This window comes from Hymenobacter ginkgonis (assembly GCF_009755225.1).
Classification (GTDB): domain Bacteria; phylum Bacteroidota; class Bacteroidia; order Cytophagales; family Hymenobacteraceae; genus Hymenobacter; species Hymenobacter ginkgonis.
In genome coordinates this window covers 15,366-36,946 of sequence record NZ_WQKZ01000013.1, presented here as the reverse complement: position 1 = coordinate 36,946, position 21,581 = coordinate 15,366, and the positions used below count along the sequence as shown (strand labels likewise).

At 56.9% G+C, this 21,581-nt stretch carries 19 protein-coding genes; 4 read left to right on the top strand and 15 right to left on the bottom strand.

What is annotated here, in order from left to right:
* From GO988_RS23395 to GO988_RS23370, 6 genes are all read right to left on the bottom strand, one after another.
* Nucleotides 1–437, bottom strand: a 437-nt coding sequence (locus GO988_RS23395) for an SRPBCC family protein (RefSeq protein ID WP_157570062.1), incomplete at its 3' end; no start/stop codon positions are given.
* Nucleotides 434–754 carry an ArsR/SmtB family transcription factor gene (locus GO988_RS23390; RefSeq protein WP_157570061.1) on the bottom strand — a complete coding sequence of 107 codons (321 nt, stop codon included), beginning with the start codon at nucleotides 752–754 and terminating at the stop codon, nucleotides 434–436. The genes GO988_RS23395 and GO988_RS23390, both read right to left, overlap by 4 nt.
* A 217-nt stretch (nucleotides 755–971) precedes the next feature.
* Entirely contained in the window at nucleotides 972–1,391 is a 420-nt protein-coding gene (locus GO988_RS23385) for a response regulator (protein ID WP_157570060.1), read from the bottom strand.
* 21 nt (nucleotides 1,392–1,412) lie between these two features.
* The gene (locus GO988_RS23380; protein ID WP_157570059.1) at nucleotides 1,413–4,421 is read right to left on the bottom strand and encodes a PAS domain-containing sensor histidine kinase; all 3,009 of its coding nucleotides are present in this window, start codon (nucleotides 4,419–4,421) and stop codon (nucleotides 1,413–1,415) included.
* Nucleotides 4,422–5,012: 591 nt separating this feature from the next.
* Nucleotides 5,013–5,651: a GNAT family N-acetyltransferase gene (locus GO988_RS23375; RefSeq protein ID WP_157570058.1), complete on the bottom strand. Its 639-nt coding sequence runs from the start codon at nucleotides 5,649–5,651 to the stop codon at nucleotides 5,013–5,015.
* Between the two features lie 142 nt (nucleotides 5,652–5,793).
* Complete coding sequence (locus GO988_RS23370; protein WP_157570057.1) at nucleotides 5,794–6,972, bottom strand: RepB family plasmid replication initiator protein; 1,179 nt, start codon at nucleotides 6,970–6,972, stop codon at nucleotides 5,794–5,796.
* Nucleotides 6,973–7,535: 563 nt separating this feature from the next.
* On the opposite strand from GO988_RS23370, the gene GO988_RS23365 reads away from it, so the two are divergent.
* Both GO988_RS23365 and GO988_RS23360 read left to right on the top strand, forming a co-directional pair.
* Entirely contained in the window at nucleotides 7,536–8,333 is a 798-nt protein-coding gene (locus tag GO988_RS23365; protein ID WP_198173029.1) for a ParA family protein, read from the top strand.
* On the top strand, nucleotides 8,330–8,626 hold the full coding sequence (locus GO988_RS23360; protein WP_157570055.1) for a hypothetical protein: 297 nt from the start codon (nucleotides 8,330–8,332) through the stop codon (nucleotides 8,624–8,626). Before GO988_RS23365 ends, GO988_RS23360 begins: the two co-directional genes overlap by 4 nt.
* A 275-nt stretch (nucleotides 8,627–8,901) precedes the next feature.
* On the opposite strand, the gene GO988_RS23355 is transcribed toward GO988_RS23360, so the two are convergent.
* From GO988_RS23355 to GO988_RS23345, 3 genes are all read right to left on the bottom strand, one after another.
* Nucleotides 8,902–9,360, bottom strand: a complete 459-nt coding sequence (locus GO988_RS23355) for a hypothetical protein (protein ID WP_157570054.1) — start codon at nucleotides 9,358–9,360, stop codon at nucleotides 8,902–8,904.
* Between the two features lie 330 nt (nucleotides 9,361–9,690).
* Nucleotides 9,691–10,437, bottom strand: coding sequence for a porin family protein (locus GO988_RS23350; RefSeq protein ID WP_157570053.1), 747 nt, complete (start codon nucleotides 10,435–10,437; stop codon nucleotides 9,691–9,693).
* Nucleotides 10,438–10,526: 89 nt separating this feature from the next.
* Complete coding sequence (locus tag GO988_RS23345; protein ID WP_157570052.1) at nucleotides 10,527–10,676, bottom strand: hypothetical protein; 150 nt, start codon at nucleotides 10,674–10,676, stop codon at nucleotides 10,527–10,529.
* 419 nt (nucleotides 10,677–11,095) lie between these two features.
* Here GO988_RS23345 and GO988_RS23340 point away from each other — a divergent pair, with 419 nt between their 5' ends.
* On the top strand, nucleotides 11,096–13,279 hold the full coding sequence (locus GO988_RS23340; RefSeq protein ID WP_157570051.1) for an ATP-binding protein: 2,184 nt from the start codon (nucleotides 11,096–11,098) through the stop codon (nucleotides 13,277–13,279).
* A gap of 287 nt (nucleotides 13,280–13,566) precedes the next feature.
* Here the strand turns inward: GO988_RS23340 and GO988_RS23335 are convergent, their stop codons facing one another.
* The 6 genes from GO988_RS23335 to GO988_RS23310 all read right to left on the bottom strand — a co-directional run bounded on the left by GO988_RS23335 (nucleotide 13,567) and on the right by GO988_RS23310 (nucleotide 20,150).
* A complete protein-coding gene (locus GO988_RS23335) occupies nucleotides 13,567–14,358 on the bottom strand; it encodes a M28 family metallopeptidase (RefSeq protein ID WP_157570050.1) in 792 nt (263 codons plus the stop codon).
* Nucleotides 14,359–14,808: 450 nt separating this feature from the next.
* Nucleotides 14,809–15,990 carry a hypothetical protein gene (locus tag GO988_RS23330; protein ID WP_157570049.1) on the bottom strand — a complete coding sequence of 394 codons (1,182 nt, stop codon included), beginning with the start codon at nucleotides 15,988–15,990 and terminating at the stop codon, nucleotides 14,809–14,811.
* Entirely contained in the window at nucleotides 15,965–16,621 is a 657-nt protein-coding gene (locus GO988_RS23325; protein ID WP_157570048.1) for a hypothetical protein, read from the bottom strand. The genes GO988_RS23330 and GO988_RS23325 overlap by 26 nt, the downstream gene beginning before the upstream one ends.
* A gap of 84 nt (nucleotides 16,622–16,705) precedes the next feature.
* Nucleotides 16,706–18,598 (bottom strand): DUF2075 domain-containing protein, encoded by a 1,893-nt coding sequence (locus tag GO988_RS23320; protein WP_157570047.1) that lies wholly within the window; start codon nucleotides 18,596–18,598, stop codon nucleotides 16,706–16,708.
* Between the two features lie 3 nt (nucleotides 18,599–18,601).
* Nucleotides 18,602–18,934 carry a nucleotide pyrophosphohydrolase gene (locus GO988_RS23315; RefSeq protein ID WP_157570046.1) on the bottom strand — a complete coding sequence of 111 codons (333 nt, stop codon included), beginning with the start codon at nucleotides 18,932–18,934 and terminating at the stop codon, nucleotides 18,602–18,604.
* A 229-nt stretch (nucleotides 18,935–19,163) separates the two neighbouring features.
* Nucleotides 19,164–20,150 carry a hypothetical protein gene (locus GO988_RS23310; RefSeq protein ID WP_157570045.1) on the bottom strand — a complete coding sequence of 329 codons (987 nt, stop codon included), beginning with the start codon at nucleotides 20,148–20,150 and terminating at the stop codon, nucleotides 19,164–19,166.
* A 686-nt stretch (nucleotides 20,151–20,836) separates the two neighbouring features.
* Here GO988_RS23310 and GO988_RS23305 point away from each other — a divergent pair.
* A complete protein-coding gene (locus GO988_RS23305) occupies nucleotides 20,837–21,529 on the top strand; it encodes an HNH endonuclease (RefSeq protein ID WP_198173028.1) in 693 nt (230 codons plus the stop codon).
* Nucleotides 21,530–21,581 lie beyond the last annotated feature (52 nt).

Sequence of the window (21,581 nt, the reverse complement as noted above, 5' to 3'; positions counted from 1 at the left end):
TTCGTGAAGCCCTCGAGGATGCTTTCCATTCTTTCGAGGGATTCATTGTAAATCGCTATCCGCACGGTGGTCGTGCCGTTTTGTTGGCTAAACAGATGATTCCATTCCGAACCGGGCAGTTCGAGATTCTCCTCTTTGTCCGCAAAGGCATTGTGCATGCTGAAATGGGTCTTGGGCGTAATGGTCGTGTATTGCTGCAGGGCCCAGCGCTCCTGGCCAGTGGGGCTGATCATGGCATAAAAGCGTTTGCCGCCCACTCGAAAGTCCTGGTATTTGGTCTTGGCTTTCATCGGGCGCGGAGGCAGCCACTGGTCCAAGAGCTCGGCGTTGGTAAAGGCTTGCCAGACCAAAGAAAGGTCGGCGTCAAATTCCCGGGTGATCGTCACGGTTTTGGCGGCTTTGTCCACCGTGAAGTCAAAGGCGAAAGGGCTGCTCATGGGTTCTGGTGTTTGAGGGTGGCTAAGACCGAGTCTAATTGGGTGAAGCGCGTTTCCCACAGCTGCTTATACTGGCTCAGCCAGTGGTCAATTTCTTGCAGTCTGTCCACTCGCAGGGAATAGTAGATTTCCCGGCCGAGCTGTTCCTGCTGGACCAGCTCGCATTCCGTTAAGACCCGCAGGTGTTTGGACACCGCTTGGCGGGTGGTCTGGAAGTTGTCGGCCAGGGCATTCGGAGTCATGGCCTGCAGGGCAATCAAGGCGATGATAGCCCGCCGGGTGGGGTCCGCGATGGCGTGGAAAATATCTCTGCGCATAGGGTCGAGACCGGAGTATGAAACCGATTGGTTGCAAATATAGGCGCAACCAATCGGTTTCGCAGTAAGGCCTGCATTAACGGGTTTTCAACTCGTCACTTTTTCCAGTCGTCGGTTTAAGAAATGTGACAAGCCTGAAAAGACCCGATTCGGGGCGTGGTGGAGACATGGCACAAAAGCTGGGGCTCAGCGGCCTGCTGGGGCCGTGCGCCGGACCCTAAGCACTGCCTTCGGGGGGCAAGGAGCGGTGGAAATGCAGGTGCAGCAGCGTTGCGATCTTCGCGCGGTTCAGGGGCTTGCTGACGAGGCCCGCAACCGGCAGCTCGTCCAGGCGCCCCAGGTCGTGGGAGGCCATCGACGTAGTGAGCATCACAATCTTGGTGGCGGCCTGTTGCGCCGGCGGCAGGCACCGGTACGCCTCTAGAAACGCGATACCGCCCATGCCGGGCATGTTCACGTCGAGCAGCAGCAGCGCGGGCATATAGGGCGGGAGTTGAGTGAGCAATGCGATGGCCTCTTCCCCGCTGTGGACTACTTGCACGCGGTCGGTAACGTTCAGCTTTCGGAGCAAGTGCTCGTTGAGAAAGTTGGTGGTCTCGTCGTCATCGACGAGCAGAACGTGGGCTAATTTTTCCATGTACGTGTGTAAGCAGGGGCGCTAAGCGCGGGGCAGGGTAACAGTAAACGTAGAGCCCACGCCCAGCGCGCTCTGCACGGCAATGGTACCGCCCGCGTTTTCAATGGTGCGCTTAATCAGGTAGAGGCCCACGCCCGAGCCCTCAACGTGGGTGTGCAGGCGGCGAAACATGCCGAACAGCCGGGCCTGCTGGGCGGCGTCGAGGCCTAGGCCGTTGTCCTGCACGGCCAGCACCAGGTGCGTGGCGGTGCCGTGGGCGCGCACGTGCACCACGGGCGTTCGGTCCGGGGCGCGGTACTTGACGGCGTTGCTGAGCAGGTTGAAGAGTACGCTGCGCAGGCTCTTGGTCGAGAAGCGCACGGCGGGACTTTCCGCCACGTCCAGCACCAGCTCGGCGCAGGTGCTTTCCAGCAGCGGGAGCAAGTCTAGGCGCACATCGTCAAGCAGGGCGGCCAGGTGGACGGTTTCCGGCGGCGGCCCCAGTTCGTCCGACAGGTGGGCGATGTCGGTGAGGTGGCCTACCGTTTGTTGGAAGCGGGTGATGGCCCCCTCCATCATGCCCACCAGGCGCGGCACCATCGGCTCCTGGGCTTCGGAGGGTAGGTACTCGCGCAGGGCACTGAGCAGGCCCTCGATGTTGGCAATGGGCGCTTTTAAGTCGTGTGAGGCGGCGTAGACGAACGTGTCCAGGTCCGTGTTGGTGCGCGTGAGCTGGCGGTTGCTTTCGTACAGCTCCTCGTTGGTGACGGTCAATTTCGCGTTGATAGCGGCCAGTTCCTCGTTGAGGGCTTGCACCTGCTCCTGCCCGACCTCGACCTGCTGGCGCGCGACTACCCGATCGGTCACTTCTAAGATGAAGGCCAGGATGCCGACTACCTGTTGGCGCTCGTCGAAGAGGGGCTGGTAAACGAAATCGATATAATACTGGCGGGGCTGGCCAAGCGAATTGTCGTAGAGCTGGACCGGCGTATCGGTACCCACCACGAGCTCCCCAGTGCGGTACACCTGGTCGAGCAGGGCCACAAAGCCCTGCTCAACTGCCTCGGGAAACGCCTGGGTCACTGAGACACCGAGCGTAGCGCGGTGACCCGACAGCTCCTGGTAAAAGTCGTTGAAGAAGCTAAAATGATGTGCGGGGCCGCTGAGCGTGGCCAGGGCGGCCGGCACCTGCCCCAGGATGCGGTGCAGGAGCTGTTGCTGTTCGGCCAGCTCGCGGGTGCGCGCCTGCACCCGGGCTTCCAACTCCGCATTAAGGTGCTCGACCTGCTGGCGCGCCAGGACCTGGTCGGTCACCTCCACGGACACGTTGAGCACGCCGACTAGCTGGTCTTGGGCGTCGTAGAGGGGCTGGTAGACGAAGTCGTAGTAGCTGGTGTGGGGCTGGCCATCGCGCAACAGCACGGCGGGAACTTCCTTCCCGGTTACGGGCACCTGCGTGCGCAGCACCTGCCGCAGCAAGTCGTCGAAGCCTTGGCCTTGCAGCTCGGGAACTCCCTCCAGCAGCGGCCGGCCCACGACTTGCGCGGGGGCGTACCCCCAGAGCGCCGTTATCACCGCGTTCGCCGACGCGACGCACAGGTCCTCCCCCTGAAACAACGCGATGGCGACCGGGGCCTGCGCAATGAGGGCCTGCAAGAGCGCGCGCTCGCGCTCGGTGGCGGCCTGCGCGGCTGCCAGCTGCTGGGTACGCTCCTGCACGCGGGCTTCCAGCTCGGCATTGAGTTGCTCTACGTGCCGGCGGGCCCGCACCTGCTCCGTGGTATCGGTAATGACGGCTATCACGCCGCTGATGCGGCCGTCGGCCTCGCGCAGCGGTTGGTGAACGAAGCTAACAAAAATCTCTTCCCGCACCCCGTGGCGCGTGAAGCTGGCGGGCGCATCGATGCCCACGTAGGGCTGGCCGGTGGCCATCACGCCCCGGAGTATCTGCTCGAAACCCTGGCCCGCCACCTCGGGCAACAGCTCAAAGAGCCCCTTGCCGAGCGCCTGCTCCCGCGTTTTGTCCCAAATAGCGAGCTGCAATTCGTTGGCCTGCTCAATCACGTGCTGGGGCCCTCGAAAGACGGCGATGGCCACCGGGGCCTGCTCGAGAATGCGTTGCAGCTCCGCTTGTTGGGCGACCAGTTGCTGCGTGCGCTCCTGCACGCGCGCTTCTAACGCCCCATTCAGCTGCTCGAGCTGCCGGCGGGCCACTACCTGCTCGGTGACTTCAATGGCCGAGGTGATAACGCCGGTGCGCTGCCCCTGGCCGTTGTAGCTCGGCTGGTAGGCGATATTAAAATACCCCTGGTACGGCTGCTCGGCGCGGTGAATCGTGACGACCTGTTCCTGCAAATAGTACGGCTCCCCCGTGCGAAAAACGGTGTCGAGCACGGCTTCGAACCCCTGGCCGCCCAGGTCGGGCAAGGCCGTAAAGTGGGGCCGGCCCACCACCTGGGGCAGGGAACGGCCCCACATCTGTGCCATGCGGGTATTGGCAAACTCGATGACGTGCGCGGGACCTTGCAGCAAGGAAATGGCCACGGGCGCTTGCTCCAACACGGCGCGTAACTCTGCTTGCTGGGCTTCGGCCTCCGCCCGGGCCGCTTGCTCACGGGCCTGACTGGCTAGTAAGGCCTCTTCTACGTGGCGGCGGCGCTCGTCGCCGGTGTCGGCGAAGACAACTAAAAGTCCTTCGCCCAGGCGCTGGGCCGTGACGCGGAAGTAGCTGTCGAAGCCATCGGCGGCGTACTGAAACCGGAACTGCTGGGGCGCCGGGCCCCGCCAACTGCGCTGGTGGAAGTCCCAGGCCCCGCTGGCGTCGGTAGCGGGGAACTGCTGGCGGTAGGTGGTGTCGGGCTGGGCGGGCAGCCGGGTCAGGCGCTGGGCGGCCGGGTTGAGGTAGGCCAGCGCCAGGTCCGTGAGCGTGCCGGTGACATCGACCACCGGGGTGTAGTAAATAACCCCCATCGGCAGCAAGTCCAGCAGGGTAGCCAGTAACGCGGGGTCCGCCGGCAGACCTGCCGGGAGGGAAACGAGAGAAGCTGCCATTAACACTGGGTAGCGATACGCCACGAAGGTAGCGGGCCGGGCAGGGGTTTCTCCGCTGCGCGGAGGGGGCAGACCTGCGCGCAAGTTGTTTAGGCTCCTTTACTTATCCTTCTCAGGAGAAAAACGCTCTGGCCAAGGAAGCATAACTAGCTGGTAGGTTTATAAAAAACGGCCATTAGTAGCGCTTATCATATTTAATCGAAGGCACCAGCAATTAATGTCATAAGGTGGGCCGGATCGCCCACGCTACCCTAAGTAGGTGCAGCAAAAACGTTACTCACAGAACGGGTTGTCCGAGAACGCGGATTATGTTCAGTGGCCTTTCGGCGAAGGGCGCCCGCCCGCGCTAGTTGCCCGCTATCTGTTACTATTGCACTTAACTGGTTCTACCTACCTTCCGCCGCTACGACTATGGGACGTCTCCTGCGCCACCTCACGCACTGGTTGATCGCCCTGGCCAAAGGGCTTGCCCTCAGTATGGGGATCGCTAATCCGTAGCCAGGCTTCCCCCGCCACCGCAGCAGCTACGTTCCTCACCCGTTCGCCGCTTCCGCAAGCCAGGCGCCCCGGTGGCCCCTCGGTGGTCGCGTGTCAGCTGGCGGGCAGCAGTACGGCCGTGGAATAGGGCGCCAGGACGCGCCAGCCCAGGCGCTTGTAGAGGGGGCACCCGGCTTCGGTGGCCACGAGTAAGCGCTCGGCAATGCCGGCCTCTGCCACGACCGCTTCCAGGGTCCCCATGAGGTAGGTGGCCAGGCCCTGTCGGCGATGGGCTGGCTGGGTTTCGAGGCGGTCAACGACGGCCGTTCCCTGGTGCAAGACCACACGCCCGCTTGCGGCTACCTGACCGGTGGCATCGAGTACGCGGTGCACCGCCGCGCCATGCTCGGTGGCAACCTGCACCACGTAGCCTGGGGGCAGGGGCACGGACGGGGCCAGGACCGCAGGAGCACTCATCAGGTAGCGGGGCTGGTCGAGGTGCCAGCCCGGGGGCAGTAGGCGCTGCAACTGGGCCGGCTCGACAGCAGCCTTGACATAGGTGTAGGGGGCGTGGCGGCGCGCCATACAGGCTTGCAGGGCTTCGGCAGCCTCCCCAAAGACATAGCGCCGTACCTGCGCGGGCCAGCCAACCTCAACAACGAAGCCACCTCCAACTAATTGAGGCAGTGGTAGGCCGCGCGCCAGGCTCCAGCCCGTCAACCAGCGCCCGAGCAGCGGTAAGTCAAGTAGCATACTAGCAAACGGTTACACCCGGTAAGGGAGTGCCCGCGCTCCCCAAGTAAAAGGGCAATAGAGGCTCTAAATTCACTAGTTTATAATAGTATAAGGGCTGTGAATTACACGGAATACTATTTTATACTAGTTTGATTCGTAGCTAGTTAGCCGCCCAAATAGCGGGAAATGTACTCTTCAAGAGCGTCATTGTCGCCGCCGCTACATTCTCTCCCGGCTTGGCCTTCGTTTCGAAGTCGCGTAATACCGGATAAGTCTCTTTCAGCAGTTTGGTGAGCGGCTCCTCCCCTACTACTACCTCTAGCACTTTCTTGATTTGAGCCTGCGTCAGCTTAAGTTTGGTCAAACGAGTACTTATTTTCTGCTGCAATGGTGTCAGCTGCTGTTTTGGCAATTCTAAAACTGCAGCTTCTATTGGAAGGGCAAGTTGCTTTGCATTGGTCTTTTTACTGATATTAAATGTAATATCAGTAACGGCTCTCCCTCGCTGCCGACGCTCGGTGTAAGTAATATCGAAACTCAACTCATTTAGTTCTGCCATTGAAGGCTTGAGCACCTTTGTTCTAAACTCCGAGTAACGAGTAAATTGACTATTGGGCGTGGTTAGTTCACGCAATTCATCTACGCTGACAGTATGTGGGCTCTTAAACTGCCAAGAACGCATAAGCCAGTAGAGCTTGTGGGTATTGTTGCTCTTGATAGCAAGTAGCTCGTCCACATCGGCCGTTGTGAAGTTACCCACTAGGTTGACCAAATACGGAATAACAGCCTTACCAAAAGTAGCTACAAGGAGTTTGGTATCAGAATCATAGCGCATTGAATCACATAGTGATACCAAGTGCACGTTCTCTTGATTCAGCTCTGGTATCTGAATCGTTGCACTCATCATACGCCGCATAGCCGTTTCCAACAACTGATGCTGTTTACCCCCGAAGCTCGGGAATAAGTCTTCCAACGGAATGACTGCAGTAGGGGCCTCTACATCGCTTCTACTAACGCAGCGCAGCATTAGTGCAAATATTTTGGCTTCCAATAGTGTAGTAGTAGTCGGGGTCTCAACAAGCGTATTATGTTGGGCTACAAGCTTAGTACGCTGTGCTTTTGCTACTATCTCTTCATGGTCAACAGGTAGCAGTGGCAATTTGTCCGTCTTAGCTGGTGCAGTGGGCAGCGATATAGTCGCTTGCTCTACCGCCTGCGCGGCTTCAAGCTGTGAGGCAAACGTACCCAGGTTGATGGTGCGACCATCGCGAATGGTACGCGCTTTCCATTTTCCCTTTGACTTGTCGAAGCTGACGCCCTTGATAGATGGGGACTGCATGGAACCTAATGAGTTAGTAGTAGCGAAGCTAGCCGTAAAATATGATTTGCTTACTGGTGAATTGTCCCGGATGTACTTCCGGCGCTTTTGGGACAGTCCTATGTACTTCCGGCGCTGTCCCAATGTATTTTCCGCGCTTTTCGGGCTGTCTCAGATGTACTTTGCGAGCGTCCCAATGTACTTCTCGCGCTTTTCGTCGAAATAAAATATTGGTAAACAACAAGTTATGCCGCCTCTAATTTTAAATAATATTAAAACTTAATAAAAGGAATGAGCTTCTCATTTTTTGAGGTTGTTTTTTGAATCTTTAGAAGGTAGTCCCCGATTATCACCCAACGCTGAGGCTTCGCGCACTAGGGGCGGATTCGTGTATGTACATCAATAACCTGCATCAAAGTTTGAGCACTTGTCAACTCACCACCATTTTTAAAAGAAGTATGAGAAGGAAGACTCAAGCACTGACGGTAGTTCTATGTTCGGACGTAAATTTACCCCCACAAATAGGTTCGATTGCAAATCTAATAACACAACTAGTAATAGGGCTGATTTCAGTTCTATTTGTTGTGGATAAAACCTTCAAATACAAGCAGAAAATGAATGTTATTACTTTTGCAAATAGGAAGGGAGGAGTTGCGAAGACAACTTCTGCCTGGGCAGTGGGAGAGTGTTTAGCTCATGCAGGTAACAAGGTGTTACTAGTTGACTGTGACCCGCAGATGAATTTGACGCAATGTTTGCCTGAAGTAGACCTTACGAAAAGTTTAACACAGGTTATCGATGGGCTTGGAGCTAGCTTAGTTGATGTAATGCAGCCTATAAGAGAGAATCTCTGGTTGGTACCGGCTGCCCCTACATTAGCCGCCGCTGAGAAGGTATTGGGAGCCGATGCTATGTATGCGCTAGTGCTGCGCAACGCCATGGAAGGATTAGCTGACCGGGTAGATTATTTGATATTCGATACCAACCCTTCTCCGAACTCTCCACTTGCATTAGCAGCTATCACGGCAGCTGACCGGGTATTCATTCCTACCTCTCCAGAGTTTTTTGCCTTCAACGGATTGCAAAGCCTACTAGAATTAGTCGAGCGAATTAAGAAAAATTTTGCGCCTAGCCTGCGAGTTGGTGGCCTTTTTTTGACGAAGTATGCAGCTAGCTACCGCCGTAGCCTGCACCATCAATTCGTTGAAACGATGCACGAACACCCCAACCTAGGTCAGTTACTCATGACTACTACCATTCGAGAGAACGTAGCGGTAGCCGAGGCCCAGGTGCAGCGCCAGTCTTTATACGAATGGGCTCCTACCTGCGCTGCCCTTCAAGACTATGAATCCTTGACCGCCGAAATTGTCGCCACACTATGAGCAAGCAGAAAATCTCACTGGCCCATTTAGCCAAACCTACTGAGTCTGTTGATGAGTTGCTACTAGGGCCCATGCGCCCAACGCCAGCATCTGTATCTATACCGGAAGCGCCTAAGGATGAAGAAGACACTCAGAAATCATTTACGCTTAGGCTCTACGCTAGCATGCTTCATGAACTGCAGGCTATCAAAGAAGCTCAGCCTCGGAGAAAGCCAAAATCAATTCACAGCTTTATTATAGAAGCTATTGAAGAGAAAATTAAGAAAGAACGCCGAAAATCATCTGCTAAATAGTTCTACTAACCGAACTAATTATAGTCTCAGTAATAGAGCTAAAATCAGAACTGTTTTTGACTCCAATTTCAGCTTTATTTCAAGAAGTAAATTATTATTTTACAGTATTTTATCTGTGATAAACTATTGGTAATGGAGTAATTTTTACTCCAAAAAAAGGCCCCATAAGACATGTATTTTATGGGGCCTTTAAGATAGGTTTTCCGAATGTCTCTTGGCATCCAGCGAAGGAGCCTTTTCTGGAGGGGTAGTGGTCGTTCGAAAGACAATTGCTTCTAGGAGATTAACGGTGGGTAAAGTGTGAAATGATGTTTCCGAAAAAAGTTGAGAGCTAGGCCTTGCGTAAAGGTGAATTGCCGCAGTTGCACGCCCTGAGTTCCAAAGAGCCGCAGCACTGTTCGGTTGCCGGAGTGTTCGACTAAAATATGAGACGAGAATAACACGCAAATTTCCGCTTGGAAGGTGCTGGGGTTCTCCTGAATCCAGGCATAGGACCACGCTGGCAGTTCCGCGCTACGGTCAATGTAAAAGCTCGTCCCTGCTGTGGCCACCTCAAACCAAACTGCGAGGTGCATGGGCGTGGGATTTGCTAGAACAAAGCGTTGGTAGTAGGGCTGGCTAACTTCCCTATCCAAGGCAAATACTTGTTCGTCGGCTAACTGGTGCCCTCCAAGAGTGCGCAAAGCTGCATCCAGCAGGCTAAGCGTATGAGTAATGGGTGGATCAAGGGTCATAGAACAGAATAACGAAACTAAATTCGTTGACTGTAGCAGTTGTTATTCCGAACCGCTAGTTCGGGTCCAAAAGACGCACTTTTAGAGGGTTCAGAAAGTGCCTCGCCGATGTGTTGGCTCAGAAATTCGATAGCAAGTGCGTTTCTGGCGCGTGGTGGGGGTTTGGGAAGCCGAAAAAGGATGCGTCCGTAAGGTGCACCTTCTTGCGGCCTGTACTTGCGCATAGGGCAAACAAGCAAGCGGGCTGCGTAAGTTATCTGCCCTCTTTGTTCGTTTCTACCACAGGCTGGTAGCTACTCGGCGGACTACCTAGCTCAGGGGAGCAGCCGGCTAGCGCGAACTCCCTACCACGTAAGTCAGGGCTACTTGGAAGGCCCGATTCTGATAAGTTGGTGCGGGAGTAGAACCCTGATTGAGCGCATAGGTAGCATTTAAGTTGCGCAAGCCCACGCTGTAGCTGAGTTGGAGCAGCGTACTGCCCAGGCGATAGCCTGCCCCTCCTTGTAGTCCTGCATCCAGGCGTTGGGAATACACCCGCGTGTCAGTGGGGTCAGTAGTGGCGTACCGGTCGCTAAATTCTACCTTCCCCTGACCTTGTTCGTACAGGGCGGTACCATTGGCCGTGCGCACCGTCGAGTAGTCGTAGGTTCCCCCGAGGAGCACGCCTACGTAAGGGCCCGCAAATACCTGCGCGCCGCTGCCCGTCGCTCGCTGGGTGTACGCTACACTTACCGGTAGAATGAGATACGACAGGCGGGCGTGCGTCTGGTTGGTATACGAGGAATTGCCCCCCAAGAAAGAGCTAACCGTTCGGTTTAGGGTAAACCCCTTTTGCGAGTAGAGCAGCGCGGGCTGCACGCTCACGTGACCGCGGCTGATGAGCGCGCGTAGCCCGGCCTCTAGGCCGCTTCGAGAGGCCGTGGTAGCACCTGCCGCATACCGCGATTCTTGGTACGCAGCGGTAGCCAGATTATAGCCGACGGTGGGGCCTAGCGAAAAAGTAGTTTGGGCGTGGGCAGTAGCGGCCAGCAGGCAGAGAGTGCTTAGTGGCAGAACGGGAGGCAGGAAAGCGCGCATAGTAAACAGGCAAAAAGGAAGAGGAAATAACTGCGAGCTTACCAAGCCACGCCGCGACTTAACTAGCGAAAGGGGAGTGCCAGGGCCACCTAGAGGAGCCACTGCGGGTGCAGCAGGTGGCTGCCGGGCGCCGGGCTGTCTGGCGCGGTGTGCCAGGCGACCCCTAGCACCAGCGAATTCAGGGGGATGTTGAACAGAATGACCAGGTGCGGCGCGAGCCCGGCTAGTAATATGAGCAAGAAGACGACGCAAACCTAGGGTATCAGCCCAACCGTCAGCAAGCACAAAAGCACCCTGAGCAGATGTTACTTGGCATTGCTTTTTGACAGTAATGTACTCTATTTGAATAGGATATATCCAAATGAAAGGACTTTACAATTAGGGACTGCGGAGCTGACTAAGCGGAAAGCAGCCTCCGTGTGCGGCGCAACCACCGCCCAGCCACCGCCCAGCCACTGACCTATCCTACCTCTTAGCCGTTTTGCGCGAGGTCACCCAGCAGAGGGTAGGCTCAACAAGGTGCACCTTTCGGACCCTCGTTACTTTCTCGCCTAGATAGCACCTTCTTCGAGCGGTACATCGGCTGCAGGGTTCACGCACGCCTGGCAAGTGGCAGTAAGCGCCTGTCAAAATGCCTGCTTTGCAGTACATTGCCCGCATGAAACAGCACTATTCTGCGCCCCCGCTCGTGTGTCGTCTCTGCCTGCTGCTGCTGGGCCTGCTGGCGGCGCAGTCGCTGCCCGCCCAAACCCCGGCCCCAGACGCCGGGCGCCGGCTTTCGCTCGCTGATACGACGCGGGTGCGGCAGCTGCAGGCGCAGGCCAACAAGCGCTCGCCTGAGTCGCCCCAGGCGCTGGCCCTGGCCCAGCAAGCCCTGGCCCTGGCCCGGCAGCTGCACGACGCGCGGGGGGAGGCCGCCGCTCAGCTCAAGCTCGCCTACTTCTACCGGCTGCGGACGCAGTACGGACTGGGGCGGCAGGCGGCCCAGCAAGCCCAACAGCTCTTTGCCCGCCTGGGCAACAAAGGCCAGGAGGCCAAGAGCTACATGCAGCTGAGTACGATAGAAGATTTACAGGGTAACCCCGTGCCCGCCCTGACGCTGGGTCTGCGGGGCCTGCGCCTGGCCGAGCAGGCCGGCGACCCCCAGATTTTGTGCCGCCTGCAGGCTACGCTCGGCACCCTCTACACGAACCTGGAAGACTACCCCGCGGCCCTCGCCCTGTCGCGGGCGGCGCTACAAAGCGCGCAGCAGGTCCACGATTCGGTGATGATAGGGGCAACGTTGGGTAATATCGGCAACAACTACGCGGGGCAAAAGCAGTGGCCGCAGGCGTTGCGCTACTACCAGCAAGCCCAAGCGATACATCGCCAGCTGCACGATGAGGTCAATAAAGACGTGCAAGGAGTGAACATCGCCGACGTGTACCGGCAGCAAGGGCGCTACGCGCTGGCCCGCGCCACGGCCCGGCGGGTCTACGCCAGCATCGTGGCCAGGCACAGTACCCGCGAACTACCCATTATCCAGGTGACCCTGGCGGATGTGTACGACAAGCTCGGCCAGCCCGACAGCGCCCTGGCCCTGGCCCGGCCCAGCTTTGCCCTCGCCCAGCAACTCGGCGATAAGCTTACCCTGCGCGATGCCAGTGACCTGCTGGCCCGGCTCTACGCCCGGCGTGGCGAATACGCGGCGGCCTATCGCTACAAAGGGCTGTACGCCGCCTACAAAGACACGCTCACCGGCGAAGCCACCCAGCGTAAAACCGCTACCCTGCGCTACGGCTACGAGCTGGAGAAAAAGCAGAGCCAGATTGCGCTGCTCACCAAGAGCCGCCAGCTGCAAGAACAGCAAAGCGCCCGCCAGCGCCAGCAAGTGTACCTGCTGCTGGCCGGCCTGCTGGGCGTGGCCGTGGCGGCGGGCCTGTTCTGGCGCAACGCGGTGCTGCGCCAGCGCGCCAACCTGCACCTAGGGGCCAAGAACGCGGAAATTGCCCGCCAGCGTGACGCGCTGGACCAGGCCCTGCTCACGCTGCAAGCCACCCAGGGCCAGCTCATTCAGAAGGAGAAGATGGCCAGCCTCGGCGAACTCACCGCCGGCATCGCCCACGAAATCCAGAACCCGTTGAACTTCGTCAACAACTTCGCCGACGTCAGCCAAGAACTGGTGCAAGAGCTGGCCGAGGCGGGCGCCCGCCCCACGCGCGACCAGGGCCTGGAGGCCGATTTGCTGGGCGACCTGAACCAGAACCTGCAGAAAATAAGCCAGCACGGGCAGCGGGCGAGCCGCATTGTGCGCGGCATGCTCGAGCACTCGCGCCAGGGCAGCGCTGAGCGCCGGCCCACGCCCCTTAACGCCCTGGTCCAGGAGTACCTGGCCCTAGCCTACCAAGCCCTGCGTACCAAAGACCCATCGTTTACTGCCGAGCTAGTCACCGACCTAGCCCCCGACTTGCCCAAGGTCGAGGCCGCGCCCACCGAGTTGGGCCGGGTATTGCTCAATCTCTGCCACAACGCCTTCTACGCCGTGCAGCAGCGCCAGTTGGCCGGCGAGGCGAGCTACGTGCCCACCGTCAGCGTACGCACCCGGCAGGCGGGCCAGCACGTCGAGGTGCAGGTCCAGGACAACGGCACAGGCATGAGTGCCGAGGTGCAAGCCAAGGTGTTCCAGCCCTTCTTCACCACCAAGCCCGCCGGCGAGGGTACGGGCCTCGGGCTCTCGCTGAGCTACGACCTCATCACCCAGGGCCACGGCGGTACGCTCACCGTGACCAGCGAGTCCGGTCAGGGCAGCACCTTCACCATTAGGTTGCCCTTGGGCGAGGCGTCACCACGGGCACTAGCGTGAAGCGCGCTAGTACTTGGCTAAAAGCTAGAAAATGATTGGTTTGTGCTACAAGCCTCTTCTAGCTTTTGTCCAAGCACATAATTAGTGCTTATAAGCGTCCTCTCGGAATCATGACAAGGTATCATGCGGTTGAGCAGTTGGTTAGCAATAGTCACATTCCTTTGTTAACCGTTACAGGTGAAGAGGTATCCCGCACCCGGAGCACGATACCGCTAGGAAGGCAAGCACCACAGGGCGAGCAAGGGCTTTAGGCAGCAAGTAGGTCTGTTAACCAGGGACCAAAGCGGCTACTGGGCGGCCAAGACGGTTTCCCATACGGCGGCGGACGTCATGGCTAAGGTCGCTTCGCTTAGCTTCTCATAGGTATCGGTAGGCTGATGATAATGCTTGAAAAGAGGGGCTTGCGCTAAGATCTCGCGCAGTACCGACAGGTCTGCTTGCTGCGCAAGGGCCTGAAAATAGTGCTGCGCGACAGTTATATCCTGGTCCGTAATGCACGTGATGGTAAAGGCATCCCGCAGCCCAGCGCTAAGAAAAGGCATATGGTCGGCAGTATTGGTCACCAGCTGGCCAAACCGGTTGGTACTGACGTCTTGACGCCGGGCAACCGCTTCGAACGTGTTAATGAGCGCGCCACGATGCGCAGTAGCCACGGGCCACAAAGCCAGTTTATTGCCCATGCCGACCAATTCTAGGTTGAGCAAGCCGGCTAAGTTCCCGGTACCGTATTGTTCAACGTAAGCGCGCGACCCTTTCAACCCTGTCTCCTCTTCATCGAAAAAGAATACCCGCAAGCCAGCTTTGCTGCTGGCTTCTTGATGCTTGCGCACAATATCGAGGCAAACGGCAATGGCTGAGCCATTGTCATTGGCGCCGGCCGAAATGGGCACCCGGTCGAAGTGAGAGCTTACGCCGATTTTGCCTTCGGCCCGGCCTAAATCGACCACCAAGTTGGTGCCACTAGCATAGCGCTGCTCAACGTAGCGGACGCCCAGCGCGTCGAGGTGTTCGCTAATCAGCGCTCGGCGCATGGCATTGGGCTGGCCATCGAGTACATTGACGATTTCTCGAAGCTTCATATAAGGAAAGAATTACTCACCTATTTCTGGCGTCCGGCAAGGAGCTGCCGGACGAAAGTAGGTCATTACCCAGCTTTGATTTAGCGCGTGTTTAGAACCGAAGAGAAGCACTGTTAACCTTTTCAGCAGGCGGAAGGCAATGGTAGTACTGTTCGCGAAAGACTTGTTTAACTAAGCTAGAGGACCTTTTACGTGTGGTCAACGACCCCCACTAGAATGTAAAAAGCCCTTTACAGTAAAGAGCGTAACGGCTGAACCGAGCGATTCAATAACGGCTTGTTTGGTGTCCTTTCAGATGTATCTAGCACTCAGGTTACCTACAAGGACCCTGTGAGATACCGCAAGAAAATTAGCAAGAATGATAGGGAGTACTGTACTTCTCTGAGCATAGCAGATTTTCTGCAGGGAAGCAGCTTCAACCTACCTAATGAAAGTGGATTCGCTGCTTCCCTAAAGGTGAGCAAATGTGAGTTGCTGGTTCGTTAAATTAATCTGCACGTAATCAATCGGAAGGCTAACTGTGTGCTTAAGGTAGCTGAGATACTGGTGAGCTGCCTGAGAAAGGGGGTGAGCCGTTGCAATGACTAATTTGCTTGCTAGGGGAACGCCGGTAGTCGCCCAGTAAGCGTATTCTAACAACTGCCCCAGCGCCTCGCGGATGCAGCCGTCCAAGGTAGAGAGGGCCTTGATTTCGAAGAAGGTGATGTTGCCCTCAATATCCCGGGCTTTTATATCTACTTCGTTGGAATACTTGCTGGAGTTTGGATAAGTAATAGAATTGCTCCGGGTCACTTCCGAATAACCGTGAGCAGCCAGTAACTCTTGTAAAGCGTTGCTTAGGCGCTTATGCCCATCATTGGCTTCCACTTCGCGGGGAGGAGAGACAACGGGTGTTTTTCCTTCGAGGATGAATTCCGATATGCCCGCTCCTAATAGCGCCATGCTTGGTTTGCTTGGATCTGGACAGCCCGCCGCGGCCCAGATGCGGCGTAAGTCTTCCTCGTGTTGCGCGATAAAGGCAACCGTCTCTGTGATTAAACGAGGCCAATCATAGGCATGCAGCTCGTCGGCGCCGATTCGGCGCCATTGAGTCGCTAGGGGCAGACTGAACAACAATTCTTCGCCTCCAGCGCGGTGCGGCGCAGGAAAGGGGGGTTGCGTTCTATGGACATCCAACTTTAAAATCAGGGCGGGCTCCGCAGGAAAAATACCTTGGGCTGCGTAGTTTCGGGCCCGGAGTGTATTGCCAGAATCAACACCTAAGGTGATATAAAAGCCCTTGTCGACGTAATCAGTCAAGAAAAAACGTCCCCACGAGTAAAGACGAAAGTAGTGCCGCTGCTCCCATTGCTCCCGGGTCACATGCTGGTATCGGCTGGGTGGCAATCGGCTTGCTACTTGTTGGGTCCAATACCTAGTTTTGGTAAAAATGCTTGCTTTTAGGTGACGCGCAAAGGCTTGGTCATGCTCATTGTGGCTATCATAGCGCTGCGTTGTACGCACGCGCTGGTGAAAAGCCAGCAAGTCGGCGGATTGAAAGAAGGAAGGCTCTGAAAGCATATAGGAAAGGGCTGGCTTGACAGGTAAAAACTTTGCTAGCAATGATTTATTCAGCCAGACTTGAGTTATCAACGTTTCTTAGTCGCTGCCGCCATACTCGCCCGAGCGCCTCGGCGACCGGCTGAAACTCTTCGGCCTTGAACTCGTCAGATTTGGCGTTGTTGCACCAATAACAGCACAGGGCCAGGTTACCGGCTGCATAGCCTAGGCGGGGTTCTCGACAATCAATCTCGAACGTAGAGCCCCGAGTCCGCAGCCGCTTGGTTTGCACTTGTCCTGCGCGGATGAGGCGTTGGAATTGTCCTGCTGTGATGCCACAGTACACACAGCAGAGTTCAGTTTCTAAGGGGAACAACGCGCGAAAGTCATCCTCGGAAATGCAATGCTGCTTGTGAGCCTGCTGAAATGCTTGCAATCCCTGGACCTTATGTTTCCCCCACCAATCTTGGATGGCCTGATCGAGGGCTCCGACGGTGCTAGTTGCGCTAAAAGCAGCGCTGAGACGCTTGGCTTGATGCGAACGAAGGTAGTAGTCCCATTCTAATGGTTCGAGCTGGAACATCGCATATGCCTGCGGGGTAGCATTCGCTAAGTCTTGGGTGGGCGAACGCAGAAAATGGGCCGTGAGAAACAGGTCCAGGTGACGATCAAAACTGCGCTTAACTACCTCCTTGTAACGTTTCGTAACCTCAGCTGCGGTCATGGGAAGGCGGGTACATTCGGCCCGCCCTTCTATGCAAGAGAAGGTATGGCTCGAACTAAATAGAGTATGGTGTTTAGATGGGACCTAGTTTGTCGCCACTTTTTGAGGAGGAAGTTGCGCAAGCTGCTGGCGAAAAAAGCGTTCCGTTTCGGGGTCCGTGAAGTACACGTAGCAGCCCAGCATGCCCCGGGTGAAGAGGGTGCGGTACGTGTTTTTGATGATGCTGTCGAGCAAGGCCGCCGTTTCCTGCGGGTGAGTCTTACTCATTTTCTTGTGCCCCAGCACCGTCTTGTCTGAGGTAGCGCGTTTGGTGGCGTCGGTGACCACTTGTCCGTTGCGCACGACCAAGTCGGGGCCGACGATCACGCCCACGTAGTCAACTTCCAACCCTTGGCAGGTGTGGATGCAGCCAATTTCCCGAACGGACTCGGGGTTCATGATCCACAAGCCGCCGTCTTGGGTCAGGTTCCAGCGGATGGCGAAATCGTGCTCCGGGAGCACCACGTCGTATACCCCCTCCACGATTTTGTTCTTGTTGGGCCATGTCCAGCAGTACCCGGCCACCAACCGCGCTTTGTTTCGTTCCCGATTCTTCTCCTCGATGATGTCTCGTAATTCGTGCGGGTTGCTCACGACCTGGAAGTCAAAGCCGAGTGGTTCGGGCGTATACGCTTCCCGAGTAGCGATGTTCAGGGTTTCGTCCAGCCAATTCAGGTACGACTCCGAGCCGTTGCAGCGGAATTGCGACGTGAGGCACAGCTCTTGCACTTCTGCTCCCGCCACGGCCGCCCACTTTAGGATCTCGGCTTTGCTACCGATGTCTTTCAGCGTCACGCGCTGCTTCTCGTCGAGAAAAAAGACCGTGACCTTGGCCGCGTCAATGAGCTCCTTGACCTGATTGAACCCGTAATTGCTGTAGAGGCCAGATTTCTCGTTCAACCGGTGGCTTTCATCCACTACTAAGGCGTCGAAGACCGTAGTTTCGGTGTTGTAGAAGGACCCGGAACCAGTAAACATGTTGGCGATCCGGCCTTTCGTCAGGTTGCCACTGAGTTTGAAGGCAAACACATCCCGCGGCGCGGCGTTCTTGGTGACGTAGCGCACCACTTTTTGCTGCTGGGTTAAAGCCACCAGCAGGTTGATGGCTACCAGCGATTTGCCGGAGCCGGGGCCGCCTTCTACGATCAAGACCTTTTTCCGGTCTTCCGTGCTCTCCCGAATCAGTTGCAGCGCGTTTTCAAACACGACCTTCTGGTCGTCCACCAACACGAATTCGCGGTTGCCGCCCAGCATCGACGCGAGGCTATCCGCCAAGCTTTTACTAGGTCGAAGCTTTCCCGCGTCAATGCGTTGCATAATGCCCGTATGATCCCCCCGCTGGATGCGCTGCTTGATGAAGTCTTGGAACTTCACGGCATCGTTTTTAAAGAAGATGGGCGCCCGCGTCACATAGTCGGCATAGGCTGCGCCGGTCAGCACGTCGTCTGGCTCATAGTTGTGCAGGTAGGCACAGGGGTGGAGCGCGATGTTTTCCTCTTGGACGGTGAGGTTAAAGTCCTCCAGTAAGGCGGCATAGGACCAGGCCTGGTACGAGGGGTGCGTGACCTCCTGCTCGCCATGCTGAAAGCGAGTGCGCACTAGCGCATCTTTGGCGGTAGCCGCAGCTTGTTGCCACTGCTTGAGCTCGACGATGATGACCTGCTCGACGCCTAGTTCGTTTTGCCCCGTGATCACGAAATCAATCAGCTTGCCACTGTGCGGCACTTTGTATTCAATGCAGATGCCGCAGTCGGCGGGGATGTCGGGATCGCTCAGCAACAGGGCCATGGCCTGCAAGGAATGCTTCCACGCTCGTTGTTGTGGCTTGCCGACCCCGTGTTTTAGCTTCTCCTTAACTAGGCCGAGAATGATGTCGTCAATCGCGTTGGTTAGGTTATCGGCTAAATAGGCTTTTTTGGTTTTGTGGTAGACAATCATGGGCTAGAGCTCATCGTATTTGGTGGCCGTTCCCTTGGCCTTGTGGACGGGGTATTTTTCCGCGTTGCGCGCGATCTTCTCCAGCATGAGTTGCTCGATATCCCAGCCGTACTGATCGGCTAGCTGCAGCGCGTAGAGCAGCACGTCGGCTAGTTCCTCGCGCACCTTGGCTGGATCGGCGGCTTCGGCTGCCTTCCACAGAAACTGCTCGTTGAGCTCGGCCGCTTCAATGCTCAAGGCCAGGGCTAAGTCCTTAGGGTTATGAAACTGGGCCCATTCTCGCTCGTCGCGGAATTGGCGCAGCAGGTCAGTGATGTGGGCAAGGGAAGAACTCATAGCGGGTACAAAGGCTGGGCAGGTTAGCAGTAAGCATAATGCGGCCTGGCTGCTAGGTTCAAAATCAGGGGATGGTTCGGCGAAGCTAGGGCGCAAGGGGGCAAGCAAACGAGCGGACCTCGCTATGTAAGCAGGCAGCTGGGGGGCAACGGGCCATTCCCTAGAGCCACACCGTGGCTAACGATCCAGATCTTTACAGGAAGCTTATCGCCGGCGGCTAGCTACCTGGCTATGGACACGGTTGGCGCATGGCGGCGATAGAAATCGTGGCTAAAGCATCGGTGTGCACATTATTGTTCTGCACGCAGAGGTAGAGGTTACGCAGCGGACTCGGCAGAGGTAAGGGGCGAGTTTCGTTCGTGAAATTGCCTTCCGGGGCATAGAAGATCGCCGTCGCAGCGGGTAAAATCGTGCCTTTGCTGGCGTACCATTGCTGAGCTGCCTCCTTGTCGGTGGTAAGGAAATAGGTGCACTTCGTACTGATCGTGGGCGTGGCCCCCGTGGAGCGCCACGCGTTGGCATAGGAACTAAGCGCCGCCATTGGCCCACCCACCGTGAAGGCCACGGCCACCCCCGCTACGTTTTGGAAGGAAACGACGCCTTCCGCCTCATCGCGAATATCAAATTTGAAGATGATACCCAGCGCATCCGCTGGTAAGTCGAGGGGAAAGATGGCGCGGGAAGTGCCGGGGCAGAATTGGCAGGTAAGCTTGCTGGTCGCCATGGGCAAGACGTTCTCGAGGACATACTTGCAGCTGGGCTGAGCTTCCGGCCACTGCTGGAGCGTGCCAGCAATGGCCTGGCCTTCGGCATCGTATGCCACTTGCAAGCGTTTGTTGCTGACACTCGGGGCGTGGTCATACCAGAAAGTCCACGGGCCAACGGGCTTTTCCTCGCCCGCGACGAGGCCTAGTTTGCCTTCGGCGGCGCTGCGTAAGGAAGGCCAGTATACCTGGCGAGTCAGGCCCACGGGGGCCTGCGTACTTTTATCGCGTCGTATGCACTGGATCAGTTTGGTGTCCGTTAGGGCAATAAGCGAGTCGGTAATCGGTTGATTGGTCGCATCAAAATAGGTGAGCTCCCAATAAAGGCTGGCGGTGGGGGGCACCGCGTGCCGCTGCTGCGCTGCCCAGCTAAGGGGGGTAGCTACCGGCCGAACCGGCGCTTTCGCTTTAGTGGGGACCGAGACTACGCGTTTAACGGGCCGTTGCGCCACGGCTGAAAAGCAGCTAAGGCTTAGCAAGCAAGCAACCGCAGCAGCAGGTAAGCGAGGTATACAAAATGAAGTACTGAATTCCACAAATAGAAAGAGAGAAGTAAAGATATTTCCTGATGAGGGGGTAATAAAATCACCTAATACTACAATTGACAGGCTTTATATAATGATTTAAGGCCTATTAGTGACGAAGATATTTATATTAATCTAGAAAAACACCGCGCCTTGCTGGGCCTTGCTTCCAAACGCATTGATAGGCGCCTTGCAAAGTGGCTATTTGGTTCTGCTAGTTCACATAAGTGGCTTGGCATAGGTGATTGCTTCTAGGCACTTATAATTGTCCATCTTCCTGCTGAAAACGGCCCAAAGACGACTAGTAGTAGCTAGTGGGTGCTGACCTCTAACTCGTTTTATACCTATCACCATTATCTTGTCCGTAAAAACGGATGTTACCAGAATTTGCCGCTTTCCGCGCTGTTTGGGTGGAGATCACCAGCTCTCATCACGGGCATGGCGGACCCGGGTGGGAGTTTGGCACCTGCTTATGGAGCCCCGCGGTCGATGAAGGGGGCGCCGCGCGGTATCAGGTTATGTGGGAGCCCGAAGCAGGCGATCTCGTGCTTCATTTCTACCGGCATGCCTGGGATGGGCGGCCGTCATATACGCAACTCTGCGGCTTCTCCTTCGTGCACCACCCGTGTCAGGAAGTAACCCTGGCTCCGCCGAGCCCCGGCCGGTGGGTAGCCCCCGCCTATTATCGCGTTGACCTAACCCAGTATCAACCCCTACCTACTCGGCTCAACCCCGAAGACCTTAACAAGCACCCGGACTACTTAGCCCGAGTGCGGCAGGAGCTGGTGCCTAATCGGCCCCCTCGCTACCCCTTCAGCTCCTACGGCCCGCTTATCCGCGTCACCCAAGGCCAATACTTAACGCGTTGCACGGCTCACCTGTATCAGGTCTTACAAGATGCGCTGGGGGTCGAAAGGACTGCGCTCGACGGGCCTTCTCTCCCAGCGACGACGACCACAACTCGCCGACCAACCGAGTACCAAGAAGGCCAGCGCAAACTGCGCGAAGCCTATTTTTTTACCCGCAACCCCCGCTTAGCGGCCGAAGCCAAACGCCTGCATCACTACACGTGTGAAGTATGTGGTTTTAACTTTGAGCAGCACTACGGCGCGCTCGGGCAAGATTTTGCCGAGTGTCACCATAAAAATCCACTCGCGGAACGACCTGAAGAATTGTGGGCGCAGGGGTTGACAACGTCGCTCGACGAGGTGGCCGTCGTGTGCGCGAATTGTCACCGCATGCTGCACCGGCAACGGCCAGCCTTAAGCGTCGAAGCCCTGCGCGCCCAGTGGCTAGCTACCTACTAGGCTCCCCTAGGAACAGCTCCTTAAGAGCGCTTGCGTGGTAACCTGGTTGAGC